General features: G+C 67.4%; 23 protein-coding genes. 14 read left to right on the top strand and 9 right to left on the bottom strand.

The genetic code is table 11. The features are described 5' to 3' along the window. Nucleotides 1-43: 43 nt before the first annotated feature. On the top strand, nt 44-1,015 hold the full coding sequence (locus tag AB4Y35_RS41235; protein WP_368708745.1) for a LysR family transcriptional regulator: 972 nt from the start codon (nt 44-46) through the stop codon (nt 1,013-1,015). 5 nt (nt 1,016-1,020) lie between these two features. On the opposite strand, the gene AB4Y35_RS41230 is transcribed toward AB4Y35_RS41235, so the two are convergent. Next, nucleotides 1,021-1,854 carry an oxaloacetate decarboxylase gene (locus AB4Y35_RS41230; RefSeq protein WP_368708744.1) on the bottom strand — a complete coding sequence of 278 codons (834 nt, stop codon included), beginning with the start codon at nt 1,852-1,854 and terminating at the stop codon, nt 1,021-1,023. A gap of 302 nt (nt 1,855-2,156) precedes the next feature. Here AB4Y35_RS41230 and AB4Y35_RS41225 point away from each other — a divergent pair, with 302 nt between their 5' ends. Continuing rightward, entirely contained in the window at nt 2,157-3,152 is a 996-nt protein-coding gene (locus tag AB4Y35_RS41225; protein ID WP_368708743.1) for a LacI family DNA-binding transcriptional regulator, read from the top strand. A 35-nt stretch (nt 3,153-3,187) separates the two neighbouring features. Here AB4Y35_RS41225 and AB4Y35_RS41220 read toward each other — a convergent pair whose 3' ends face one another. Further along, complete coding sequence (locus AB4Y35_RS41220; RefSeq protein ID WP_368688439.1) at nt 3,188-3,934, bottom strand: IclR family transcriptional regulator; 747 nt, start codon at nt 3,932-3,934, stop codon at nt 3,188-3,190. Nucleotides 3,935-4,130: 196 nt separating this feature from the next. Here AB4Y35_RS41220 and AB4Y35_RS41215 point away from each other — a divergent pair, with 196 nt between their 5' ends. After that, the gene (locus AB4Y35_RS41215) at nt 4,131-5,318 is read left to right on the top strand and encodes a pyridoxal phosphate-dependent aminotransferase (RefSeq protein WP_368708742.1); all 1,188 of its coding nucleotides are present in this window, start codon (nt 4,131-4,133) and stop codon (nt 5,316-5,318) included. Here the strand turns inward: AB4Y35_RS41215 and AB4Y35_RS41210 are convergent. From AB4Y35_RS41210 to AB4Y35_RS41200, 3 genes are all read right to left on the bottom strand, one after another. Continuing rightward, on the bottom strand, nt 5,315-5,707 hold the full coding sequence (locus AB4Y35_RS41210) for an NUDIX hydrolase (RefSeq protein ID WP_368708741.1): 393 nt from the start codon (nt 5,705-5,707) through the stop codon (nt 5,315-5,317). The genes AB4Y35_RS41215 and AB4Y35_RS41210 overlap by 4 nt on opposite strands. 112 nt (nt 5,708-5,819) lie before the next feature. Then, a complete protein-coding gene (locus tag AB4Y35_RS41205) occupies nt 5,820-6,053 on the bottom strand; it encodes a hypothetical protein (protein WP_069261806.1) in 234 nt (77 codons plus the stop codon). 38 nt (nt 6,054-6,091) lie between these two features. Then, nucleotides 6,092-6,556: an Lrp/AsnC family transcriptional regulator gene (locus AB4Y35_RS41200; protein ID WP_368688436.1), complete on the bottom strand. Its 465-nt coding sequence runs from the start codon at nt 6,554-6,556 to the stop codon at nt 6,092-6,094. A 136-nt stretch (nt 6,557-6,692) separates the two neighbouring features. On the opposite strand from AB4Y35_RS41200, the gene AB4Y35_RS41195 reads away from it, so the two are divergent. Beyond that, on the top strand, nt 6,693-7,319 hold the full coding sequence (locus AB4Y35_RS41195) for a LysE family translocator (RefSeq protein ID WP_368708740.1): 627 nt from the start codon (nt 6,693-6,695) through the stop codon (nt 7,317-7,319). An 88-nt stretch (nt 7,320-7,407) separates the two neighbouring features. On the opposite strand, the gene AB4Y35_RS41190 is transcribed toward AB4Y35_RS41195, so the two are convergent. Beyond that, nucleotides 7,408-7,914, bottom strand: coding sequence for a DUF1993 family protein (locus AB4Y35_RS41190; RefSeq protein ID WP_368708739.1), 507 nt, complete (start codon nt 7,912-7,914; stop codon nt 7,408-7,410). A gap of 393 nt (nt 7,915-8,307) precedes the next feature. Here AB4Y35_RS41190 and AB4Y35_RS41185 point away from each other — a divergent pair, with 393 nt between their 5' ends. Next, nucleotides 8,308-8,862 (top strand): hypothetical protein, encoded by a 555-nt coding sequence (locus AB4Y35_RS41185; RefSeq protein WP_368708778.1) that lies wholly within the window; start codon nt 8,308-8,310, stop codon nt 8,860-8,862. A 354-nt stretch (nt 8,863-9,216) separates the two neighbouring features. After that, nucleotides 9,217-9,486: an RNA-binding protein gene (locus AB4Y35_RS41180; RefSeq protein ID WP_368688434.1), complete on the top strand. Its 270-nt coding sequence runs from the start codon at nt 9,217-9,219 to the stop codon at nt 9,484-9,486. Nucleotides 9,487-9,503: 17 nt separating this feature from the next. Here AB4Y35_RS41180 and nadE read toward each other — a convergent pair whose 3' ends face one another. After that, nucleotides 9,504-10,382 (bottom strand): ammonia-dependent NAD(+) synthetase, encoded by an 879-nt coding sequence (gene nadE, locus AB4Y35_RS41175; RefSeq protein WP_368708738.1) that lies wholly within the window; start codon nt 10,380-10,382, stop codon nt 9,504-9,506. Nucleotides 10,383-10,724: 342 nt separating this feature from the next. Here nadE and AB4Y35_RS41170 point away from each other — a divergent pair, with 342 nt between their 5' ends. Continuing rightward, complete coding sequence (locus AB4Y35_RS41170) at nt 10,725-11,837, top strand: L,D-transpeptidase (protein ID WP_368708737.1); 1,113 nt, start codon at nt 10,725-10,727, stop codon at nt 11,835-11,837. 41 nt (nt 11,838-11,878) lie between these two features. On the opposite strand, the gene AB4Y35_RS41165 is transcribed toward AB4Y35_RS41170, so the two are convergent. Together AB4Y35_RS41165 and AB4Y35_RS41160 are read right to left on the bottom strand one after the other, a co-directional pair. Next, nucleotides 11,879-12,805: a DMT family transporter gene (locus AB4Y35_RS41165; protein ID WP_368708777.1), complete on the bottom strand. Its 927-nt coding sequence runs from the start codon at nt 12,803-12,805 to the stop codon at nt 11,879-11,881. A 204-nt stretch (nt 12,806-13,009) separates the two neighbouring features. Then, nucleotides 13,010-14,584 (bottom strand): ABC1 kinase family protein, encoded by a 1,575-nt coding sequence (locus AB4Y35_RS41160; RefSeq protein ID WP_368708736.1) that lies wholly within the window; start codon nt 14,582-14,584, stop codon nt 13,010-13,012. 190 nt (nt 14,585-14,774) lie between these two features. On the opposite strand from AB4Y35_RS41160, the gene AB4Y35_RS41155 reads away from it, so the two are divergent. From AB4Y35_RS41155 to AB4Y35_RS41125, 7 genes are all read left to right on the top strand, one after another. Then, nucleotides 14,775-15,530 carry a DeoR/GlpR family DNA-binding transcription regulator gene (locus AB4Y35_RS41155; RefSeq protein WP_342918881.1) on the top strand — a complete coding sequence of 252 codons (756 nt, stop codon included), beginning with the start codon at nt 14,775-14,777 and terminating at the stop codon, nt 15,528-15,530. Nucleotides 15,531-15,955: 425 nt separating this feature from the next. Further along, on the top strand, nt 15,956-17,038 hold the full coding sequence (gene phnS, locus AB4Y35_RS41150) for a 2-aminoethylphosphonate ABC transporter substrate-binding protein (protein ID WP_368708735.1): 1,083 nt from the start codon (nt 15,956-15,958) through the stop codon (nt 17,036-17,038). Between the two features lie 177 nt (nt 17,039-17,215). After that, nucleotides 17,216-18,325, top strand: coding sequence for a 2-aminoethylphosphonate ABC transport system ATP-binding subunit PhnT (gene phnT / locus AB4Y35_RS41145; RefSeq protein ID WP_133185279.1), 1,110 nt, complete (start codon nt 17,216-17,218; stop codon nt 18,323-18,325). Beyond that, the gene (locus AB4Y35_RS41140; protein ID WP_368708734.1) at nt 18,303-19,217 is read left to right on the top strand and encodes a 2-aminoethylphosphonate ABC transporter permease subunit; all 915 of its coding nucleotides are present in this window, start codon (nt 18,303-18,305) and stop codon (nt 19,215-19,217) included. The genes phnT and AB4Y35_RS41140 overlap by 23 nt, the downstream gene beginning before the upstream one ends. Beyond that, nucleotides 19,207-20,082: a 2-aminoethylphosphonate ABC transport system, membrane component PhnV gene (gene phnV, locus AB4Y35_RS41135; protein ID WP_368708733.1), complete on the top strand. Its 876-nt coding sequence runs from the start codon at nt 19,207-19,209 to the stop codon at nt 20,080-20,082. Before AB4Y35_RS41140 ends, phnV begins: the two co-directional genes overlap by 11 nt. A gap of 145 nt (nt 20,083-20,227) precedes the next feature. After that, nucleotides 20,228-20,839 (top strand): GntR family transcriptional regulator, encoded by a 612-nt coding sequence (locus tag AB4Y35_RS41130; RefSeq protein ID WP_368708776.1) that lies wholly within the window; start codon nt 20,228-20,230, stop codon nt 20,837-20,839. 73 nt (nt 20,840-20,912) lie between these two features. Next, on the top strand, nt 20,913-21,467 hold the full coding sequence (locus AB4Y35_RS41125) for a phosphonate degradation HD-domain oxygenase (RefSeq protein ID WP_069261820.1): 555 nt from the start codon (nt 20,913-20,915) through the stop codon (nt 21,465-21,467). The last annotated feature ends 165 nt before the right edge of the window (nt 21,468-21,632 follow it).

Raw genomic sequence — 21,632 nt, 5'->3', positions numbered from 1 at the left:
TCCGCCATCCAGGTGAAAGACTCGAAACGGTGGATTTCCAATCGTGGACAAATTGACCAGCATGACCGTGTTCGTGAAGACCGCCGAATCCGGTTCGTTCACGGCGGCGGCACGCATGCTCGCGATGACGCCGCAGATGGCGGGCAAGCATGTCGACGCGCTGGAAAAGACGCTAGGCGTGCGCCTGCTGCAGCGCTCGACGCGCAAGCACGCGCTTACGGAGGCCGGCCGCGCTTACTTCGAAGCCTGCCGCCGCGTGCTCGAAGAGGCGGCCGCCGCCGAGGCCGTCGCACTCGCGCAGACCGCCCACCCGCAAGGCACGCTGCGCGTGACGGCGCCCGTCTCGTTCGGCGCATTCCGGCTCGCACATGAAATCAAGGCGTTTCTCGCGGATTGCCCCGACGTGAAGGTCGATCTCGTGCTGAGCGACCGGCAGTTCGACCTCTTGCAGGACGGTTTCGATGTCGCGTTTCGCATCGGCGCGCTGCCCGACTCGCAACTGGTCGCGCGGCCGCTCGCGCCCTATCGGCTCGTGCCGTGCGCCGCGCCGGCCTATCTCGCCGCACACGGAACGCCGGCGCACCCGCGCGAACTCGCGCAGCACGTGTGCCTCGATTACGCGTTCGACAGCTTTCCGGCGCCCCAGACGTGGATCTTCAAGGACGGCGACACGCAGATCGAAGTCGAGCCGCGCGGCCAGCTGCGCAGCAACGACACCCGCGCGCTGATCGCGGCGGCGGAGGCGGGAGTGGGAATCGTGCTGGCGGGCGAACCGAACCTCGCGCCGTCGGTGGCGGCGGGGCGGCTCGTGCCGCTGCTCGAGGCGTATGCCGCGCCGGTACGGCCCATGCATCTGCTTTACGCCGATCGCCGAGCGCAGGCCCCCAAGCAGCGCGCGTTCGTGGCGTGGGCGCTGGCGTGCTTTGGCGAAGGCGGCAGCGTCACCGGCGCGCGGGCGCCGGCGTCCCCGCGCGTTCGTCGTTCGGCGCGCAAGCCTCACGCGTCACGCAAGTAGCGTGATTAGCTCTCGCTACGGAAGACGCCATTGAGCGTCGCGCCGGGGGCCGCTCCTTCGAAACCGTCGAAACGCCCTTCATTGAGCCGTTGCGCCGCGTGCATGAAAGCGCCCCACGCGGTGCGGGCGAGCGCGCCGCCCACGCTCACGCGGCGCACGCCGAGCGCGGCGAGATCGTCGAGCGTGAAGGCCGACTTCGCGCCGATCAGCACGTTCACGGGCTTCGGCGCGACAGCGGTGACGACGGCCACGATCTGCTCGCGTGTCTGGATGCCGGGCGCATAGAGGCAATCCGCGCCCGCCTGCGCGTACGCCTGTAAGCGCGCGATGGCGTCGTCGAGGTTGGGCACGCCCGCGACGAAATTCTCCGCGCGGCCAACTAGCACGGTGTCGCCGCCGCGCGCATCGATGGCGCGCCGCGCCGCGCGCATGCGTTCGACGGCGACCTCGATCGGCAGCAGCGGCGCGGCGTCGTCGCCGGTCGAGTCTTCCACGGAAAGCCCGGCGACGCCGGTCTCGACGGCGAGGCCCACGCTTGCTTCGACGCCTGCGGGGTCGGCGCCGAAGCCGCTTTCGAAGTCGGCGTTCACGGGCAGGTCGGTGGCCGCGACGATCTCGCGCAGGTGCGCGAGGATCGCGTCGCGCGGCAGGCTGTTGTCGGCGTGGCCGCGCGACCAGGCGAACCCCGAACTGGTGGTCGCGAGCGCCTTGAAGCCGAGGCTCTGGAGATAGCGCGCGCTGCCCACGTCCCACGGGTTCGGCAGCACGAAGCAACCGGCGGCGTGCAGCGCGCGAAACTCGGCGCGTTTCTCGGCAATCGTACGGGCGGGTCCTGGCATGGCAAGTTTCCTCCTGGCTCGTGGGCGGGCGGCGGGGCGTCTGCGCGGGCGTGCGCATCCTCTGGCGCCGGTCATCGATTGTGACCGAATTCCTGGATTCCCGAATCGAACGGCGCTCGCTTGCGCAGCGATTTCGCACGAAGATAAGGATGGCGAATTAAATGAACGCCTACGACGGCGATGACATGCAACCGCGCGAAACGAGGAAAAGAAGGGCGCAGCCGTTATGATATGCGTTCTTTTTATTTTGCCGCCCAGCCGCGATGTCAAAAACCAGCGCTCCGAAAGCCACGCCGCCCCGCATGTCCGATGTCGCCCGTCTCGCGGGCGTTTCGAAGATGACGGTGTCCCGCGTGATGGCGGGGCGCAGCGCGTCGGAGGCGACCCGCGAGCGCGTGCAGCGCGCCATCGACGAACTGGGCTACGTGGCCGACGCGGCGGCCGGCGCGCTTTCCTCGGGGCGCTCGTCGTTCGTCGCCGTGCTCGTGCCGTCGCTTTCCAGCTCCAACTTCTCGGACACCGTGAGCGGCCTCACCGCCGTGCTCGAACCGCAAGGGCTCGAACTGCTGATCGGCGACACCGACTACTTCCTCGATCGCGAGGAGCGTCTCGTGCGCCAGATGCTGCGCCACCAGCCGCGCTGCATCGCGCTCACGGGCGCGCAGCATACGGACGCCACGCGCACGCTGCTGCAGCGCTCGGGCGTACCGGTCGTCGAGATGTGGGACCTGCCGACGGAGCCGATCGACATGGCCGTGGGCTTTTCCAACGTGAGCGCCGCGCGCGAGATGGTGCGCTATCTCTCGGACAAAGGTTATCGCCGCATCGGCTTTCTTGGCGGCGCGGGCGACCTGGACCGGCGCGGCCTCGACCGCCTCAAGGGCTTTCAGATGGAGATGAAGGCGCTCGGGCTCGAAAGGCACCGCGTCGTGCAGCTCGGCGACTCGCCGGTCACGATGAGCCACGGCGCGCCCGCCATGGCCGAGCTGCTCGAACGCTGGCCCGACACGCAGGCCGTGATGTGCGTGAGCGACATGTCGGCGTTCGGCGCGATCATGGAGTGTCAGCGGCGCGGCCTCAGCGTGCCCCGCGATATGGCGGTTGCCGGCTTCGGCAACTTCGAGATCGCGGCGTGCTGCCATCCGGCGATCACCACGATCTCGGTCGATGCCTACGGCATTGGCCAGCGCACCGGCGAGGCGATCGTCGCCGCCCTCGCGGCAGCGGACGGCGCGAGCGCGTCGCATCCCGTGAAGACACGCATTCAGTACACCGTCATGCCGCGCGAGAGCGCTTGAGCACGCGACACGAGCGTGCTCAAGCGCTCGCGTCGTCAAAGCCCCTTGGCGATACGCTGCGCCATCTCGACCACCGCGATGGCGAGCCGCTTCTCGCGGCGTGCGTCCAGCCGCTCCAGCGGCAGGCTCGCGCTGACCGCCACACGCTTGCCAAGCGCCGTCACGCCGACGAACGCCGCGAAGCACGCGATACCCGCCGTCACTTCTTCCCGCTCGTGCGCGAGGCCGGAGCGGCGTATCGCGGCGAGCGCCGCTATGAGGTCCTGCTTGCGCGTGATGGTGTTGGCCGTCACAGCGGGAAGCTGGCGCGGCAGGATGGCGTTGACCTCATCGTCGGTAAGGCTGGCGAGCAGCGCCTTGCCTAGCGCGCTGCAATGCGCGGGCAGCCGCGAGCCGAGATCGGAGACGAGACGCACGGGCCGCGCGGGGTCCTCGCGCGCGAGATACACGACCTCTGCGCCGTCCAGCACCGCGAGCTGAACCACTTCGTTATGCGTCGCGACGAATACGGTCGCCTCCTGGCGGAACACTTCCTGGAGCCGATCGTGCCGCACGTAGGCGCTGCCTAGCTCGAACAACGTGAGGCCGACGATATAGCCGTCGGCGCGCTTTTCGATCCAGCGCCGGCGTTCGAGCGAGTCGAGCATCAGATAGAGCGTGCTGCGCGAGAGGCCGGTGGCCTGTGCGATTGCCGCCGCGCGCATCGGGCCTTGAGCGTGCGCGAGCACGTCGAGAATGTCGTGTATGCGCCGTAGCGCCGGGACTTCGTAGGGTGAGGACATGGAGCTGCGCGCCGGGTTTGCCGGCAAAAGATCATCCAACAGGCTGGAAATACTAACACCACGTTGGATACGCGCTGGCGCGCATCGACATTTCTCAGCGGCAGCGTTCCTTGGTATCGTTGCACACACGCATCAACGGGAACGGTTTGAACGCCACGGCGCGCAGCGTGCCGTATGTTCGGGAGAGTCGCGAAAGATGAAGTATTCGAATCTGGTCGAGCGGTTGCAGGGCCGTCGCACGACGGCGTGGGAGATCCATCACGCAGCAGTGCAGGCCGCGGCGCGTGGCGAGGACGTGATCGTGCTGAGCGTGGGCGACCCCGACTTCGGCACGCCTGCGCCCATCGTCGAGCGCGCCGTGGCCGCGCTGCGCGAAGGCGATACGCACTACTCGGCCATCATGGGCCGCGAGCCGCTGCGCGAGGCGATTGCACGCGAGCATGCGCAGCAAAGCGGGCGCGCGGTCGGCGCGCAGAACGTGATTCTCTGCGCGGGCGCGCAGAACGGCTTGTTCGCATCGTCGCTCTGTTTGCTTGAGGCCGGCGACGAAGTGCTCGTGCCCGAGCCGATGTACCTGACGTACGAGGCCGCGATCCGCGCGTCGGGCGCGACGCTCGTGCCGGTGCCCGTCGATCCCGGGAACGGCTTTCATCTCGACTGCGACGCGCTCGATGCCGCCGTCACGCCGCGCACGCGCGCGATCTTCTTCGCGACGCCGTGCAACCCCACCGGCGCGGTGATGCCGCGCGCGCACCTCGAACGCGTCGCGCGGCTGGCGAAGCGGCACGACCTGTGGGTACTCTCCGACGAGGTCTATGCCGACCTCACGTTCGAGCGCGAGCACGTGAGCATCGCCGCGCTCGACGGCATGGCGGAGCGCACGGTCACGCTCGGCAGCCTCTCGAAGTCGCATGCCATGCCGGGCTGGCGCCTGGGCTGGGTGATCGCGCCGGAAACGATGATCGCGCATCTGGCGCGGCTCGCGCTCTGCATGCTCTATGGGTTGCCCGGATTCATCCAGGAGGCGGCGATCACGGCGCTCGACAACCGCGCGCAGATCGTCGCTGAAATGCGCGAGATCTATCGCCGCCGGCGCGACATCGTCTACGAGCGGCTGGCGGGCGTGCCGGGGCTCAAGTGCCTGTTGCCGGAAGCGGGCATGTTCATGATGATCGACATCCGCGGCACGGGCCTCGACACGCAGGCGTTCACCTGGCAGCTGTTCGAGGCGCAGAAGGTTTCCGTGCTCGACGCGAGCGCGTTCGGCGAGACCGCAAACGGCTATGTGCGGCTGGGTTTCGTCGTGGACGAAGCGAGGCTCGTCGAGGCCTGCGAGCGGATCGCAGCGTTCGCACGGGAGCGCGCCGCAGCCGCGACGCGCTAGCGGGTCTCGAAGTAGAGGCGCGTGGGCTCGAACAGATCGGCGGGCAAGGCATCCCGTGTGAACCACGCCCACCGCGCGCACTTGTCGGGCTCCGCGACGACGGGCGTGCCCGGCGCGGCGGCCTCGACGAACAGCGTCACATGACGCACGCGGCCGGCTTCGAGCCAGCCGCTGGCCCAGCCGGCGGCTCGCGCCTCGAGCATTTCCAGGCCGGTTTCCTCGCGCAGCTCGCGCGCGGCCGCGGCGAGCGGATCCTCACCGGGGTCGACCTTGCCGCCGGGGAACGCCCACGTATCGTGTCCCCATGTGCTTTTGCGCAGGCCGAACAGCCACGCATCGCCGTTGCGTACGACGATGCCCACGCCGAGCACGGTGACGGGAGCGTTCATGTCATCGGTCATGCCGTGTCGATGTTGATCTGGAATCCGAATCATTGGCGAAGCCGGTCGCGTGCTGCACGCCGCTCTGCTCTTGCGGGGCGCGCAGCAAACGCGGGCAGGTTCAGCGTTCGCCGTCGAAGAGATCGTTGAGCATCTCGTCGAAGGCGGCCTGGGCGTCTTCCAGTTCCTGGAGCGCCATGTCGAAGGTCTGCAGCGCGAACTGCGACGGCTTGCCATCGCCTTCCGGCGGAAACTGCGACTGCAGCGAGGTGAACGCCGACTTGACGCGTTGGGTCGCGGTCAGGACGCGCTCCATGGCGGCGGCTTCTTCGGCTCGTGCCTGTTCTGGGGTCATCGAAAGCTCCGTTGTTACGTGAATAGGGTTGGGTGTGTTCAGGGCAGGGGCAGTCCGCCCTCGGCCTTCACTTCGCGCAGCGACAGCGCCGATTCGACCGAGGTGACACCGGGCAAGCTGCGCAGCTGGTCGCGCATGAAGGTGCCATAGTCGTCGAGATCGCGGGCCACCACCTGCAAAATATAGTCCGCCGTGCCGGCTACGTTGTGGCACGACAGAATGCGCTCGATCGCCAGCACCTCGCGCTCGAAGCGGTCGGCGAGCGCGCGGTCGTGCACGGCGAAGCGCACCGAGACGAATCCCACCACGCCATAGCCGAGCGCGCGGCGCGAGAGCACGGCCCGGTAACGCTCGATATAGCCGTCCTGCTCGAGGCGCTTGAGGCGCCGCGCGCACGGCGTTTCGCTCAGGCCCACCGTTTCGGCGAGCCGTGCGTTCGGCATGCGCCCGTCGGTTTGCAGCGCGCCGAGGATCGCACGGTCGAGTTTGTCGAGGTCGCTCATCGCGGTTAGGGGAGTTTTGGTGAGAATTCGGAAATATTAGCGCATTCCGCCAATCATCGGCTAAAGTGGTATGAAAATCGCCAGAAATCGCTCTGCATGTAGCGGCAAGATAGAGCCTCTTTCACGCGAGGCCAACATGATTTCCGCCCACCTGCTGTTGATGTTCATTGTCGCCCTGATTATCGTCTGCGCGCTGCCCGGCGCCGACATGGCGCTCGTGATGCAGACCAGCATGAGCCGCGGCACGCGCAGCGGCTTCGCGGCGGCCTGCGGCCTGGGACTCGCGCGCGCGACCCACGTGACGCTGTCGGCCTGCGGTCTCGCGGCCTTGCTGCGCAACGCGCCGTGGCTGTATGAAGTCGTGCGCTACGTGGGGGCGGCGTATCTCACGTGGATTGCTGTGCAGATCTTCCGTGCGCCGGCGTTCGCGATGCCCGAGCAGGAGGGCGTGACCGTAGCGCGGCCGCGCCGCGCCGATTTCGCCAAGGGCCTGCTCACGAACCTGCTGAACCCGAAGGCGCTGCTGTTCTGCTCGGTGCTGCTGCCGCAGTTCATCCGGCCCGAGGCGGGCTCGGTCTGGCTGCAGGTATCCGTGCTGGGCGTGCTGCTGGTTGCCGTATGCGCGCTCTTCGACGTGATCTACGTGCTGGGCGCGGCGCGCATCGCCGTGTGGCTGCGCGGCAATCCGCTCGCGCAGACGGTCCAGAAGTGGGCGTTTTCGTCCGCGCTGATCGGCTTCGCGCTGCGGCTTTCGCTCGACTGACGTCGTCGCCGAGGTTGACGGTTGCGAGAAGGCGTGCGGCGCGCAAGGCGCCGCACGCTTTTTTATTGCTCGCGTTTAGCGGCTCGCGTTAGCGCCCGCCAAGGTAGTCGAGCTTGCCCAGCTCCACGCCGTTGTGACGCAGGATGTCGTAGGCCGTGGTGACATGGAAGAAAAAGTTGGGCAGCACGAAGCCCAGCAGATAGCTCTGGCCCGTGAACTCGATCGGGCCGCTGCGCATCTTGAGCGTAATGCTGCGCGCTTCCGTGCCGTCGATCTGCTCCGGCTTGAACCCGTTCAGATAGTCGATGGTCTTCTGGATACGGGCGTGCAATTCGTCGAAGGTGACTTCGACGTCGTCGAATTTCGGGGCTTCCACACCCGCGAGGCGCGCCGCGCAGCCCTTTGCGGTGTCGGTGGCGATATGGATCTGACGCATGAGCGGCAGCATGTCGGGGAAGAGCCGCGCGCCCGTCAGCACGGAGGGGTCGATCTGCTTTTCCGCCGCATGCGCCTGCGCCTTGCCGATGATGTTTTGCAGATTGGTGAGGCCGCGCACGAGCACGGGCACCGATGTTTGATACATGGAAATGGACATGGGGTTTCCTCGTTTCTTCGAATGCGCGCGATGCACTCCGCTTTGGAGCTGACCGGGCGGCCCATTATGCGCTATCGCGTCGCGCGCTGCCATCGGCCAAATGGCCAGCATGAGCGCGACGATCAGGCCTCTCGCCGGGCGCATCAATTACCTGGGATTACAGAGCAAAAATTCCCTGTGAAACCTTGAGGTTGCGAGCGCTCGCGGCGAGCGAGTGCCGCGCGGCGCGCGATAAGCGCGACTGCATGCCTGCAGCCCGATGTGCGCAATTGCCCTGACAATATTTGATTGTGGTTTAATAGCCCGGCACCAACCATCCATTCCGCATCGTGCTGCACGATGCGCTCAACCATGAACGCAGAAAAGGCAGCAATACGCCGCATCGCGCGCCGCATGGCAGAAGGCATTGTTTGTCGCACTGGCGCGCCGCGGTGGCGCGCGCGAGTGGTGCGCGTTTCTCTGCTGGCGCTCGCTGCAGGCAGCGCGGCGCAGGCCGCATACGCGCAAGATCCACGGCTTCTCGATACACGCGTCACGCAGGAGTCGGTGACGGACACGATCTGTCGTCCGGGCTACGCCGATACCGTGGCGCCGCCGTTCGACGAGACCATGGCGCTGAAGGACCGCATGCTCGCGGCGCGCGGCATCGACGCCGACGACGGCGTGGGCTATGCGCTCGACCGGCACGTGCCGATCGTCCTCGGCGGGTCGCCGGACGCCAGGGCCAACTTCGACCTCATCCCATGGGGCGGCCACGCCGGCGAGCGCCGCAAGTCGCTGCTCACGGTGCGCCTGAAGCGCTGCGTGTGCGCAGGGCGCATGACGCTGGCCCAGGCGCAGGCTGCGATCAGCGGCAACTGGGTGCACCAGTACGATCGCCTCACCCGCATGGACTGCGGCGGGTCGGCCGACGAGACGACCTCGGCAAGCCGCGACGACGGGACCTGACGCGCCGTTTCGCGCGCACCTTTGCTGCCTCGGGCACGCTGATTGCGGACCGGATCACATATGCGCAGCGGGCAGTCGGGCGGCCATCGGTTAGCCATCTGCCGCCAGACAATATGCCGCAGCGCACTGCTCAGCAAATGCGACTATGCTGACATTCATCAACAACAGGGAGTCACAACAATGCTTACGTCCAGCCTTTTATTGCTTGGCGTCGCTGCCGTGCTCGGCCAGGTGGCGTGGACCCGTGCTCGCGCTCGTGCGAGCCTTCAGCCCGTGCGCGTACGCGCGGCGCAACCCCGCCGGTTCCGCTAAACGCAGCACGCCGGGTCCGAATATCCCGCGAGGTAGGCCGTCATGCACCTGACTGTCTGGAATGTTCCCGAAACCTGCAGCGAGCAGGATGTGCGCAGTTTTTTCGAGCGCGAACTCGGCAAGTACGCCAAGGGCATTACCGTTTATGACGCGGGCACGCCCAACGCGCACGCGGACCTCGAACTCGATTCCGAAGTGCCCTATGTGGCCGACGCCGTGGCGCGCGAACTTCAATCCCGTCGCCTCGCAGGCGTTGCGCTGAGGGTGAGCGCGCCTCCGTTCGAAGACGAAGAGCCGCCGCAACGCGGCTGAGCCGTTCGCGCCGCGCTTCAGCGGCCGTCGTCGGCGGTGTCGTACGGGGTATAGGGCAGCGCCCGCTTGTGGCGCGTCGACTCGTAAAAGCGAAAGATCGTCTCGTAGGCGCGTTCGCTCACCGGTTTGCCTTCCAGAAAGTCGTCGATCTCGTCATAGCCGATCCCGTAGGCGTCCTCGTCAGGGTGCAGCGGGCGCAACGTTTCCAGATCCGCAGTGGGCGTCTTCTCCACCAGCGTGGCCGGAGCGCCCAGCGCCCGCGCAAGCGCGCGCACGCGCCGCTTGTTCAGGCCCGCGAGCGGCAGCGCGTCCGCGCCGCCGTCGCCGAACTTCGTGAAAAAGCCCATTAGCGATTCCGCCGCGTGATCCGTGCCGATCACCAGTCCCGCTCGCGCGCCGGCCACCGCGTACTGCGCGATCATCCGCTCGCGCGCCTTGATGTTGCCGTGAACCTTGTCCTGCACGCTCTCGTCGGCGAAGGCGAGACCGCTCGCCGTGAGCGAGGCGAGCATCGCGTCGGCGGCGGGGCGCATGTCGACGGTCAGGATTTCGTCCGCGGCGATGAAGGCGAGCGCGGCGGCGGCGTCCGCTTCGTCGCGCTGGCTGCCGTAAGGCAGACGCATCGCGATGAAACGTGCGGCCGTCTGGCCCTGCGCGCGCAGGCTTTCCACGCTCAGTTGCGCGAGGCGTCCTGCCGTCGCGGAGTCGATGCCGCCGCTGATGCCCAGCACGAGCGTAGGCAGCCCGCTCGCCTGGAGGCGCTGCCCGAGAAAGCGCACGCGCCGCTCGATTTCGGCGTGTGCGTCGAAGTGCCCGGCGACGTTCAGTTCCGCGATGATGCGGTGCTGGCGGGCGAGGCGGTCGGTTTCGGGGTTGGCGTCCGATCGGGTGGGCATGGGCGGTTCCTCAAATTGGCTGCGCACGCGACATATGCGCGCAGTCTGCGTTGTCTGGTCTAATGTCGGGTGGTCGTGGCGCTGTCAGCGACGCCGCACGGCACGGCGCCCGACGTATCCGACTTCAGACAAGACGCACAATCGGCCGGACTCACGATGAATGACAATTTTTCGCGGCGCATGGGCGCTCGCGTACGCGGTGGCGTCCGGGGCGACGCCCCGAAACTTCCCCATCATAGAACGCGGTGGCCGGGCGCGCCGGCGCGCCGCGCAATAGCGATCGCACTCTGCAGCTGGTTTTGCGCTTCGTGGGCGGCTAGCGTCGCTTACGCTTCCGACGCCGTGACGGCTTCCGGCGCGCACGTTGCCTCGGGTGCCGTGCGCAGCGCGCCGGCGCAGGCGGCGTCGAAGCCGGCCGCTCCGGGCGCATCCGCTGCATCGGCTGCTGCGGGCGCCTCGGCCGCCCGGCCGGTTGCCAAAGCGGCCTCGGCGGCCCCGGCGGCTTCAGTGGCATCCGCTGCTTCCGTGCCCGCACCGGCTTCAGCGGCTTCCGGCGCTTCGAGTGCGTCTGCCGCTTCGTCGGCTCAGCCGGCTTCCGCGGCCTCGGCCGCGGAAGCCGCCTCCGCGCCTCCCGCGCTCGTGCTGCCGATTCACCGGATGCTCACGCCGGAGGAGGCCGCCGAAGAAACCCGCGGCGCGCTCGAAATGCGCAAGCGCTTCGCGCGCGACGTCAACCGGCGCCTGCATGTGCCGCTGGCCGAGCAGCGCGCCTACGGCCAGCGCCTGCAGGCTGCGCTCGATGAGAAGAACCTCGGCGCGCTGGCGGGCGAGTTCGTCATCCTCGTCGATCGCAGCGCGAACGTGCAGGCGCTCTTCATCTACTTCCGCGCGATGCCCGACGAGCCATGGCTCATGATCGGCGCGTCGCCGGTCGCGACGGGGCGCCCAGGCGAGTTCGATCACTTCCTCACGCCGCTCGGCGTGTTCGAGCACACGCCGCTGAACATGGACTTCCGCGCGGAAGGCACCATGAACCAGAACAACATCCGCGGCTATGGCCGGCGCGACATGCGCATCTACGACTTCGGCTGGGTTGACGGCGAACGCGGCTGGGGCAAGGGCGGCTATTCGCAGATGCGCTTCCAGATGCACGCCACCGACCCCGACCGCCTCGAGCCGCTGCTCGGCATCCGCCACTCGAAGGGCTGCGTGCGGATTCCGGCGACGCTCAACGCGTTCATCGACCACTACGGCATCATCGACGCCGAATACCAGGCGCTGGTCGATGCGGGCAAATCGCTCTGGGTGCTCCACTCGGACCGCGAGATCACGCCGTGGGCGGGCCGTTTCGTCGTGGTGGTCGATTCGGAGCGCAAGACGCGCCCGGCGTGGTCGCCCGCACCCGGCGGCAAGGCGCGCGCCAAGGTGCCGGCCGGCGCCGACACCGCGGACTGAGCGCGCAAACCGGCGAGGGCGCGCCAGCGGATGCGCTGGCGCTACGCCCGCCGCGCGAGCAGCACGCCCGCGAGCGCGACGCCGAAGCCCGCCATCTGCACGGGCGTGAGCGTTTCGCCGAACAGCAGCCAGCTTTCGAGCGCCGCGAGCGGCGGCGCGAGAAAGAGCAGCGCCGTGGCGCGGGCGGCGTCGCCGTGGCGCACCATCCAGACGAGCAGCGTCACGCCCACGCCCGAGAGCATCGCGATGCCCCACGCCAGCGAGAACCACAGGGTCGGCGTGGCGATCCAGCGCGTCTCGCCGAGCACGAGCGCGAGTACGGCGGCGACGATGGCCGCGCCCAGGTTTTGCACGGCGCTCGCGCTGCGAATGTCGGCTTGCGCGAGCGAAGTCTTCTGGTAGAGCGTCCCCGCCGTGATCGATCCGACCGACACCACTGCGACCACCACCACGAGCAGCGGGCTCGCGTGAGCGTGCGTGGGCGTGGGCGTGGCAGCGGCAGCGGCAGCGGCGTCGGCGATCGCGCCGCCGGCGGCGTGCATGGCGGCGTACAACTTCGGGCTCAGCACGAGCACGACGCCGGCAAGGCCGAGCGACATGCCCGACCAGCGTCGCGGCGGCAGGCGCTCGCCGAACATGCGCGCCGCGACGGCAGCCGTCAGGAGCGGCTGGAGCGCGCCGAGGAGCGCCATCACGCCCGCGCTCAAGCCTTGCGCGACCGCCCAGTAGCCCGCGCCCAGATAGACGCCCTGCAGGAGCGCGCCGGCGAAGAGGTGCTTGCCGATTTCACGTCCGCGCGGCCAGGGTGCGCGCATCACCAGCGCGACGATCGTGAACAGCGCCGCCGTGCCTGCGAAGCGCGCAAGCAGGAACAGGTTGGGATCGGCGTAGGGCGCAATGGCGCGCGCAACGACGAAGCCCGTCGACCACAGGACGACGAAAAGGGTGGGGGCGAAGGTGGCGAGCATCGGTGTCGAAGTGGGCGCGCGCTGACGCTGCGCGCGGAGAAACACGAAAGGCTCGGAGTATCGCGCGACGTGCAGGTGGCGGTCTTGTTCAGGACTGCACTGGCCCTGACGTGCGCCGCTGCGCTGAGTAGAACGCAACTAACCGCCCAATCCGTGCCGCACCAGCCAATGCAAGCATCGCCAGACCGGAAACGCTAGCGTCCGCTAGCTTCCAAACAACACCGCCGTCACGCCGATCAAGCCGCCACAGACCGCACAGGCGAGCAGCAGCGCGCGCGTGCGCCGATGCTCGCGGCGCCAGGCATCGAGCAAGGCGGCCTGCTGCGCGGCCTGTCCCGCGGCGGGACCGTGTCCGCCCTTCGCGTGATGCTCGAGGAAGCGGAACACCATCTGCGGCACGCGCGGGGCGATTTGCGCGAGATGAGGCAACTCTTGCGAGAGCCGCCGGATCCAGCCGTGGTGGCCGAGATCCTGCCGCGCGATGTCGGCGAGCGTGTGCCGGGCGATGCCCCATGCGTCGACGCCCGGATGAATCGTGCGGGCCAGCTGCTCGGCCTGGCCGAACGCGCGCTGCGCCGCCACGAGGCGCGGCGAGACTTCGCCCCCGAACGGCTGGACCGAGTGCAGCAGATGATGGAATAGCGCCCCCGCGCTGCGCTCGTCGGTGTCGCTCGCGAAATGCGCTTCGCTGCGCGTGCGCAACTCGGCCTCGATCTGCTCGGTGCGTGCATGCGTGGGCACATGACCCGCCACGTGGTGGAGCGTGGCGAGCCGGCCGTAGTCCTGTTCGAACAACGCGGTCGCGCCGTGCACGAAGAATTCGCGTTCAGGCGAAGAAAGGCTCGTCATCAGCGCCGCGCCCGCGAGCACGAGGCGGCCGCGCGTCTCGGGCTCGACGCTCACCGCGACCCGGCTGGCGTCGAGGGCCGCATGGAAGAACCCGTGCTCGAACGCCTGGCGCGTGACCACCTCGATCAGATGGGCCGCCACCTGCGTGACGTTGATATGGTGCTCGGCAAGCCCGGCGATATCGGTCGCGCGCACGGTGTCGATGTGCTGCACCGCGATCGTCTGAGGGGTGCAGAGGTCCCAGATCACGTCGGGCACGACGATGCGCGGGTCATCGCCGAGCTGATGGCCGCTCTGGCTCAGGTTCGCGGACTGGGCGCGCAGGTCGAAGCGGCGGTTCAGATCGTCGCGCAGCGCCTGCGCGAGCGCGTGCAACTGCAGCTTGCGAGCGGCGCGCGAAAAGCGCTCTATCCAGCGGGCCACGGCGCACAGGAGCGCGGCGTCGTCGTCGACTTCCTGAACCTGTTTGGCGCGCAGCACGCGCAGCGTGATCGTCTGGTGGCCGTTCACCGGCAGCGCGAGCCGCGCGATGTGCGTCTGCTCGCACCAGCCGTTATGGGCCGGCTTGGGGTCGATCCACGTGAACACCGTTTCGGGCGGCTTGCCGAGCGCGGCCCGCAGCGTGGTGTCGAGCGCCTCGCCCGCGAGGGGATCTTCGAAATGCTCGATGGCGTCGATCGCGTCGTGCAAGGTCGCGCCCGCGAGTTCGGGGCGTGTAGCGAGCGTTTGCGCGAAGGCCGCGGCGAGCGGTGCGAGACGCGGCAGCGAACCGTGCAGGCGCGAGGCGAGCCGAGGGTCGCCGTGCAGATTCGAGGCGAGCGTGAGGAACCAGTGCAGCTTGTGATGCTCGGGCGCGGCGAGCCAGATCAGCCTGAAGCCATAACGCAGTGCACAAAACAGCAGGCGCAATTGACGAAGTCGTGAACGCATGAATTCCAATGTTCGGCGAAGCGAGCGTCGCGTGAGCGCGCGGTCTCCACGAGATTAGCAGGGATGCGCACGCGATGGCAGGGCAGGCTCGTTCTGCGCATGCGTACTACAATACGGCGGCTTTTCCGGATTCACGTCGGATTCACTTCATTACCCGCGTTTTTTTCACGCACGACCCGCACCCATCGAGATGCTCGCAGAACAACGTCACCAATACATCCTCTCGCAAGTGAACCGGACGGGCGCGCTTTCCGTGGCGGATCTCGTGCGCGAACTGCGCGTCTCGCGCGAGACGATCCGGCGCGACCTCAATACGCTCGCGGAGCGCGGGCTGCTCGTCACGACCCACGGCGGCGCGCTCTCGAGCGACCGTCGCGAGCCCGATCTCGACGTGCGCGAAGCCGCCAACGCGAGCGCCAAGCGGGCGATCGGCGAACGCGCGGCGGAGTTCGTGCCCGACGGCGCCTCGGTCATCATCGATTCGGGCAGCACCACGCATGCGCTCGCGCGCGCGCTCACGGACCGCCATCGGCTCACGGTCTATACCAACGACTGGCGCATCGCGCTGTTGCTCGGCCGCCGCAACGAAAACCGCGTCACGCTGCTGGGCGGCGAGCTGTCCGACCACGAGGAAGCGACCTTCGGCCTCGACACCGTGCAGCAACTCGCCCAGTACCATGCCGATTTCGCGTTCGTCGGCGCGGGCGGCATCACCACCGACGGCTGGCTCACCGACTACTCGCGCATGGTCGCCGAGGTGCGCAGCCGCATGCTCGCGGCCACGGCCTGCGCGATCGTCGTCGCCGACCATTCGAAGTTCGGGCGCGTCACGCCCGTGCGCATCAACGGCTTCGAGCAGGCGCGCTACGTCATCACCGAGCTTGCGCCCGAAAAAAGCATCGCGCGCGCGATTACGGCGCGCGGGCCCGAACTCGTCATCGCCTGAGTCTGCCTGCGGCGTGGCACGCGCTGCGCTTGCCCGTCTACACGTCTGCATGGCTGCCGTCAACACCTTGCCGGCGGAATCAGCACGCATATGTGGCTTGTCGAATATTGGCGAATTGTGGAATTTTTTGACAAACGCCACAATCGTCATGCGCGTGTCATCAAAACCTGTGATTCTTGCGGGGCCCGTCCAGATGGGCCGGTCAGCGAGGCGAGCGGCAATTCCGCGGCTTCGCCGGGCCGGCCGGTTCAGGTGGAAAGTGGCGGATTGTAGACAATCTGCAATCCGCGTGCGAGACCACCGCGAGGCGGGCAATGACAGGCGGCGCAGTCCGCCGAAGTTCGGATTGTTCAGCTCAGTTCGATCCATTCAATCACAAACGCATCGGGTATCCCGAGCACCTGGTTTTGCCTTCGGAGAGTGACATGAACCACACGAATTCCCATCGCGCGGGTTTTGCACGCAAGCTGCTGCCGATCGCGGCCGCCGCGGCGCTGCTGGGCGCAGCAGCGAGCGCGCACGCCGCCGACGCCGTCGTGCTGTACACGGCCGACGGCCTCGAAAATCTCTACAAGGACGTGCTGCCGGCCTTCGAGAAGAAGGAAGGCGTCAAGGTCAACATCGTGACGGCGGGCAGCGGCGAAGTGGTGAACCGCGCGAACGTCGAGAAGGACTCGCCGAAGGCCGACGTGATCGTCACGCTGCCGCCGTTCATCCAGCAGGCGCAGCAAAGCGGCCTGCTCCAGCCGTACCAGAGCGTGAACTACAAGAACGTGCCGGCCATCGCGAAGGCGACCGACGGTTCGTGGGCGACGTTCGTGAACAACTACTTCTCGTTCGCGATCAACCCCGATGTCGTGAAGAACGAGCCGAAGACGTTTGCTGACCTGCTGCACCCGGACTACTCGGGCAAGGTCGCGTACTCCAACCCGGCCACGGCTGGCGACGGCATGGCCGTGATCATCCTCACGACCTCGCTGATGGGCGAAGACAAGGCGTTCGACTACCTCAAGAAGCTCGAGCAGAGCGCGAAGTTCCACACCAAGGGCACGGGCTACCTCGACGTGCTGCTCTCGCGCAACGAAATCGCGGTGGCCAACGGCGACCTGCAGATGGATCTCGACGACGCAGCCAACGGCGGCCTCTCGCTCAAGCCGATCTTCCTCGCGGCCGACGCCGGCGGTCATCCCACGACGTTCCAGCTGCCGTACGCAATCGGCCTGATCAAGAGCGGCCCGAACCAGGCTGAAGGCAAGAAGCTGATCGACTACCTGATGTCGACGGAAGTGCAGTCGAAGGTGCCGGACATCTTCGGTATTCCGGGCCGCACGGACGTGGCGCTCACGGGCAAGAACGGCGAAGCCGTCAAGCAGGCCATCCAGGGCGTGAAGCTGATTCCGGTGGACTGGAACCAGGTGATGGCGAAGAAGGCCGACTGGACGACGCGCTGGAAGAACGAAGTGATCGGCTCGTCGGGCAAGCAGCTCGAAGTCGTGAAGCCGAAGTAAGCAGCAGCAATTCGTAATTATGTATGGGATGGGATCTGGTGCTTCAGCGCCAGGTCCCATCGACAGCTTTGCATAGGACCAGAGTAAGGTGCTTTGCATGGGACCAGAGTAAGCGCTAAAGCGCCAACTCTGGTCGACAGCTAAAGCGCCCACTCTGGTCGATAGGAGATGAACCCGGTGAATACCGCAAGCCTCGCGCCGGCCGGCATGGCCCGCGCGCTGCCGGATGTGTCCGGACTGACTGACGCCACGGACGCCTCCGGCGTTGCGGGCGTGCAGATCGACCACCTGAGCGTGCGCTTCGGCGCGCGTACTGTCCTCGACGATCTGTCGCTCACGATCCGACGCGGCGAACTGTTGACTGTGCTGGGCCGCAGCGGCTGCGGCAAGACGACCTTGCTGCGTTTCATCGCCGGCTTCATCGAAGCCGATGGACTCGCGGGCACGCTCACCGTGGCGGGCCACGATCTGACCCATGTGCCGCCGCATCAGCGCAACCTGGGTTTGCTGTTCCAGAGCTATGCGCTCTTTCCGCATCTCTCGGTGTTCGAGAACGTCGCGTTCGGGCTGAAGGCGCGCCGCGTGCCGTCGCGCGACATCGCGCGGCGCGTGGCCGACGCGCTCAAGCTCGTGCAGCTCGGCGACGCGGGACACATCATGCCCGCGCAGCTCTCGGGTGGCATGCAGCAGCGCGTGGCGCTCGCGCGCGCGCTCGTGATCGAGCCGGACGTGCTCCTGCTCGACGAGCCGCTCTCGGCACTCGACGCCAATCTGCGCGCTTCGGTGCGCTCCGAATTGAAGGCGCTGCACGAGCGCTTGCCCGACCTGACGATCGTCTGCGTGACGCACGATCAGGACGACGCGCTCGTGCTCTCCGACCGCACGCTGCTGATGCGCGATGGCCACATCGCGCAGCTCGGCACGCCGCAGGAACTCTACGACGCGCCCAACGACGCCTACGTGGCGCGTTACCTCGGCGCGGCGAACCTGCTGCCGCCGAACGTCGCGTTCCCGGTGGGCGACGCGCGCCACGACGTGCGCGACAAGCTCGCGTGCCTGCGCCCCGAAAGCCTGCGCATCGTGCCGCTCGGCGAAGGCTCGCTGCACGGCACGATCGAATCGGTCGAGTGGTATGGCTCGGTGCTGTCGGTGCCGGTGCTGCTCGACGCGATGCCGAACGAACCGGTGCTCGTCACCATGCAGCGCGGCCACGGCATGACGCCGGCGAAAGGCATGCGTGTGTCCCTGCGTTACGAGGCTGACGATGTCGTCCTTATCAACCCCTGATTCCGCCGTGGCGCTGCCCGGCGCCGACGCGCACGCGGCCGCCGTGCGCCGCCGCGAACGGCGCGCGCAATGGCATATCGCGTTTCTGCTCGTGTTCGTGCTCGGGCCGCTCGTGGTCTATCCGCTCGTGCGGCTCGTGCTGCTGAGCCTGTCGGGCGCGCATGGCTTGAGTTTCCACGCGTACGAGACCTTCTTCGGCAATCCCGATTCGCGCGGCGTGATCGCCACGACGCTGTGGATCCTGTTCCTGAGCGCGGGTCTGGCTTCCGTGCTCGGCGTCGCGCTCGCCGCGCTGCTGTTCTTCAAACCGTTTCCGGGCGCGCAGCTCGTCACGCGTTTTCTGGAACTGTTCGTGGCGTTCCCGTCGTTCCTCGTCGCGTTCACGCTGATCTTTCTGTACGGCTCGCAGGGCTCCGTGAGCATCGGGCTGCAACGGCTCTTTCATTTGCAGGCGCCGCCGCTCGACTTCCTGTTCGGCATCGGCGGCGTGGTGCTCGCGGAAGTGGTGTTCTACGCGCCGTTCGTCGTGCGCCCGACGCTCGCCGCGTTCGCGCTGCTCGACATGCGCCTGATCGAAGCCGCACGCAGTCTCGGTGCGAACAGCCGCATGGTCGCCCTGCGCGTGATCCTGCCGCTCGCGTGGCCGGGTATCGCGGCGGGCACGATCCTGTGCTTTCTGCTGACGTTCAACGAGTTCGGCATTCTGCTCGTGCTCGGCAGCGCGCACCTCATCACGCTGCCGGTGGCGATCTACAGTTCGGCCACGGTCGACCTCGATCTGCCGACGGCCGCCGCAGGCGCCGTGGTCATGCTCGCGATGTCGCTTTCCCTGTATGCGCTGTATCGGCGCGTGAATCGCCGCAGTCATGGAGGCGCGCGCAATGTCAACTAATCCCGTCGCCGGTTCCGACCGTATCGCGCTGCCGCCCAAGCATCTCCGCGCGCGGCCTGTCGAGCGCAGCCTCTTCTCGCGCATTGCCAGCGCGACCCTGCTTGGCTTCGCGGCGCTGCTGTGTTTCTGGCTCTTCGTGTTGCCGGTGATCGTCGTCGCGCTGTCGAGCGTTGCGTCGCACTGGTCGGGCACGATCTTGCCCGACGGTTTCAGCACGCGCTGGTTCGAGCGCCTCGGCTCCACTGACTTCGATGCGCTCGCAACGAGTCTCGAAGTCGGCTTCGGCGTGGCGGTGCTCGGCACCGCGCTGGGTCTGTGGCTCGCACTCGCGCTCGAAGGGCGCGACCGGCGCGGCCTGGGCGCAGTCGTCGACACACTCGCGATGGTGCCCAACGGCGTGCCGAGCGTGGTGCTCGGCCTCGCGGTGTTGATCGCCTATCACAAGGCGCCTGTGGATCTGTCGAGTTCTGCTGCGATCGTCGTGTTCGTGCAGCTCGCTCTGGTACTGCCGTTTTGCTATCGATGCGCTTCGGCTGCGCTGCGTCCCGAGCTGACCGTGCTGCGCGAAGCGGCCGCGAGTCTCGGTGCGCCGCCTTCGATGGTGCTGCGCCGCGTGGTGCTGCCGCAGCTCGTGCCGGCCATCCGCGCGAGTCTCGCGCTGGGTTTCGCGCTGTCGCTCGGCGAACTGGGCGCGACGCTCACGGTGTATCCGCCGGGCTTTGCAACGGTGCCGATCGTCGTGGTGGGCGCAGTCGAGCGCGGTTACTACCTGCCGGCTTCGGCGCTCTCGCTGGTCCTGTTGCTCGTCTCGCTGGGGGCGCTGCTGCTGATCGCGGCGCGTGTGCCGCGCCGGCGGGCGGACTGAGCGGATGGATGCCATGCGGTTCGATGCGCCGCAGGCGCGCAACAGACGGCCAAGGCAGGACGTGCAAGATCCGATGAGCGATGAGCGTGCGAGTAGCGGCAACGCGGGCGATCCTGAGTCGTTGTCCGACACGACGCCGCTTGCCATGGTGCGCCAGCATTCGCTGACTGCCTTGGTGCGCGACGAGATCGAGCGACGCATCGCGGCGGGCGTGCTCGCACCCGGCGACAAACTCAACGAAGCCGACTGGGCAGCACGCCTCGCCGTTTCACGCGGACCGGTACGCGAAGCGTTTCGCGCGCTGGAGCAGGCAGGCCTCGTGCGCAACGAGAAACATCGCGGTGTGTTCGTGCGCAGTGTCGGCGCGGCTGAGGCCCAGGAACTGGGCGTAGTGTGTGCGGCGTTGCGCGAAGCGGCGTGCCGGATGCTGGCGCCGCGCATCGACGCGGCGCAGGTCGCGGAGTTGCGCGAGCACCTCAACGCGATGCGCGACGCGGTGGTCGCCGAGAAGGGCGAGGCTTTTCTGCAAGCGCGCGACGCGTTTCGCGCGTCGCTCTTCGCAGCGGCGGGCAACGTCAGGCTGCGCGAGACCTATGAGGGGACCGTGAGCGAATTGCGGCTCTCTTCGCAGCGTGCAGCTCCGACGCACAGCGCAATGGATGCATCGTATGCAGGGCATCGGGCGCTGTTGAGCGCGCTCGCATCGCGCGACGCGGACGAATCGGCCAGGCGCATGCGCGAGTCCTGCGGCGACTGAGAGCGGAAGGAACGATGGGCGGCGCTCAGGTGTGGGCCGTCGCCGAATTCACGTCATAGAGGAGTTGAAGAAGATGGCACTGAGCCTCGCGGATATTCGTGGGCTGTTCGAGACGTATGGCGCGTTGGCTTATAGCGGCGAACCGGTCACGCAACTCGAACACGCGCTGCAAAGCGGCGCACTGGCAGAAGAAGATGGCGCGACCGAAGAGCTGACCGCCGCGGCGTTCCTGCACGATCTGGGTCACCTGCTCAATCGTCAGGGCGAAACGCCGACCGAACGCGGCATCGACGATCTGCACCAGTACTATGCGCTGCCGTTCCTGCGGCCCGTGTTGCCCGATAGCGTGCTGGAACCGATCCGCCTGCATGTGGATGCGAAGCGCTACCTCTGCGCCGTCGATGAAGCGTATTTCGGCTGCCTCTCCGCAGACTCGGTGCGCAGCCTCGAATTGCAGGGTGGCATCTTCAATGAAGATGAAGCGCGCGATTTCGCTGCGCGCCCCCACGCCGAAGACGCGGTGCGCCTGCGCCGCTGGGACGATCTCGCGAAGGTGGCGGGCAAACCGACGCCGGATCTCGACCACTATCTACAGCTCGTCGAACGCGTCATGCAACGCCACGTTTGAGGCGATTGCGCTCACGCGTTTTTCCGATTTTCACGCGAGTCAAAAAACCGCTTGCAAGATGTCATCTGCGTGACTAGAATTCCGGTCTTTCGCGCTTTCGATGAAGGCGCGGGGAGACGGGAAGCCCGGGCGAAAGCCTTGTGGCGACTGGGTCTGCGGGTGATT

Origin of the sequence: Paraburkholderia sp. EG286A (assembly GCF_040965375.1) — a bacterium.
Classification (GTDB): domain Bacteria; phylum Pseudomonadota; class Gammaproteobacteria; order Burkholderiales; family Burkholderiaceae; genus Paraburkholderia.
The sequence above is the reverse complement of the archived record's forward strand: the minus strand, read 5'-3'. Positions and strand labels throughout refer to the sequence as shown.

Excerpts from the sequence above, each read along its gene's own strand:
- AB4Y35_RS41230 (WP_368708744.1), bottom strand. The coding sequence starts at position 1,854 with ATGCCAGGACCCGCCCGTACGATTGCCGAGAAACGCGCCGAGTTTCGC.
- AB4Y35_RS41225 (WP_368708743.1), top strand. The coding sequence starts at position 2,157 with ATGTCCGATGTCGCCCGTCTCGCGGGCGTTTCGAAGATGACGGTGTCC.
- AB4Y35_RS41220 (WP_368688439.1), bottom strand. The coding sequence starts at position 3,934 with ATGTCCTCACCCTACGAAGTCCCGGCGCTACGGCGCATACACGACATT.
- AB4Y35_RS41215 (WP_368708742.1), top strand. The coding sequence starts at position 4,131 with ATGAAGTATTCGAATCTGGTCGAGCGGTTGCAGGGCCGTCGCACGACG.
- AB4Y35_RS41210 (WP_368708741.1), bottom strand. The coding sequence starts at position 5,707 with ATGAACGCTCCCGTCACCGTGCTCGGCGTGGGCATCGTCGTACGCAAC.
- AB4Y35_RS41205 (WP_069261806.1), bottom strand. The coding sequence starts at position 6,053 with ATGACCCCAGAACAGGCACGAGCCGAAGAAGCCGCCGCCATGGAGCGC.
- AB4Y35_RS41200 (WP_368688436.1), bottom strand. The coding sequence starts at position 6,556 with ATGAGCGACCTCGACAAACTCGACCGTGCGATCCTCGGCGCGCTGCAA.
- AB4Y35_RS41195 (WP_368708740.1), top strand. The coding sequence starts at position 6,693 with ATGATTTCCGCCCACCTGCTGTTGATGTTCATTGTCGCCCTGATTATC.
- AB4Y35_RS41190 (WP_368708739.1), bottom strand. The coding sequence starts at position 7,914 with ATGTCCATTTCCATGTATCAAACATCGGTGCCCGTGCTCGTGCGCGGC.
- AB4Y35_RS41185 (WP_368708778.1), top strand. The coding sequence starts at position 8,308 with ATGGCAGAAGGCATTGTTTGTCGCACTGGCGCGCCGCGGTGGCGCGCG.
- AB4Y35_RS41180 (WP_368688434.1), top strand. The coding sequence starts at position 9,217 with ATGCACCTGACTGTCTGGAATGTTCCCGAAACCTGCAGCGAGCAGGAT.
- nadE (WP_368708738.1), bottom strand. The coding sequence starts at position 10,382 with ATGCCCACCCGATCGGACGCCAACCCCGAAACCGACCGCCTCGCCCGC.
- AB4Y35_RS41165 (WP_368708777.1), bottom strand. The coding sequence starts at position 12,805 with ATGCTCGCCACCTTCGCCCCCACCCTTTTCGTCGTCCTGTGGTCGACG.
- AB4Y35_RS41160 (WP_368708736.1), bottom strand. The coding sequence starts at position 14,584 with ATGCGTTCACGACTTCGTCAATTGCGCCTGCTGTTTTGTGCACTGCGT.
- AB4Y35_RS41155 (WP_342918881.1), top strand. The coding sequence starts at position 14,775 with ATGCTCGCAGAACAACGTCACCAATACATCCTCTCGCAAGTGAACCGG.
- phnS (WP_368708735.1), top strand. The coding sequence starts at position 15,956 with ATGAACCACACGAATTCCCATCGCGCGGGTTTTGCACGCAAGCTGCTG.
- AB4Y35_RS41140 (WP_368708734.1), top strand. The coding sequence starts at position 18,303 with ATGTCGTCCTTATCAACCCCTGATTCCGCCGTGGCGCTGCCCGGCGCC.
- phnV (WP_368708733.1), top strand. The coding sequence starts at position 19,207 with ATGTCAACTAATCCCGTCGCCGGTTCCGACCGTATCGCGCTGCCGCCC.
- AB4Y35_RS41130 (WP_368708776.1), top strand. The coding sequence starts at position 20,228 with ATGGTGCGCCAGCATTCGCTGACTGCCTTGGTGCGCGACGAGATCGAG.
- AB4Y35_RS41125 (WP_069261820.1), top strand. The coding sequence starts at position 20,913 with ATGGCACTGAGCCTCGCGGATATTCGTGGGCTGTTCGAGACGTATGGC.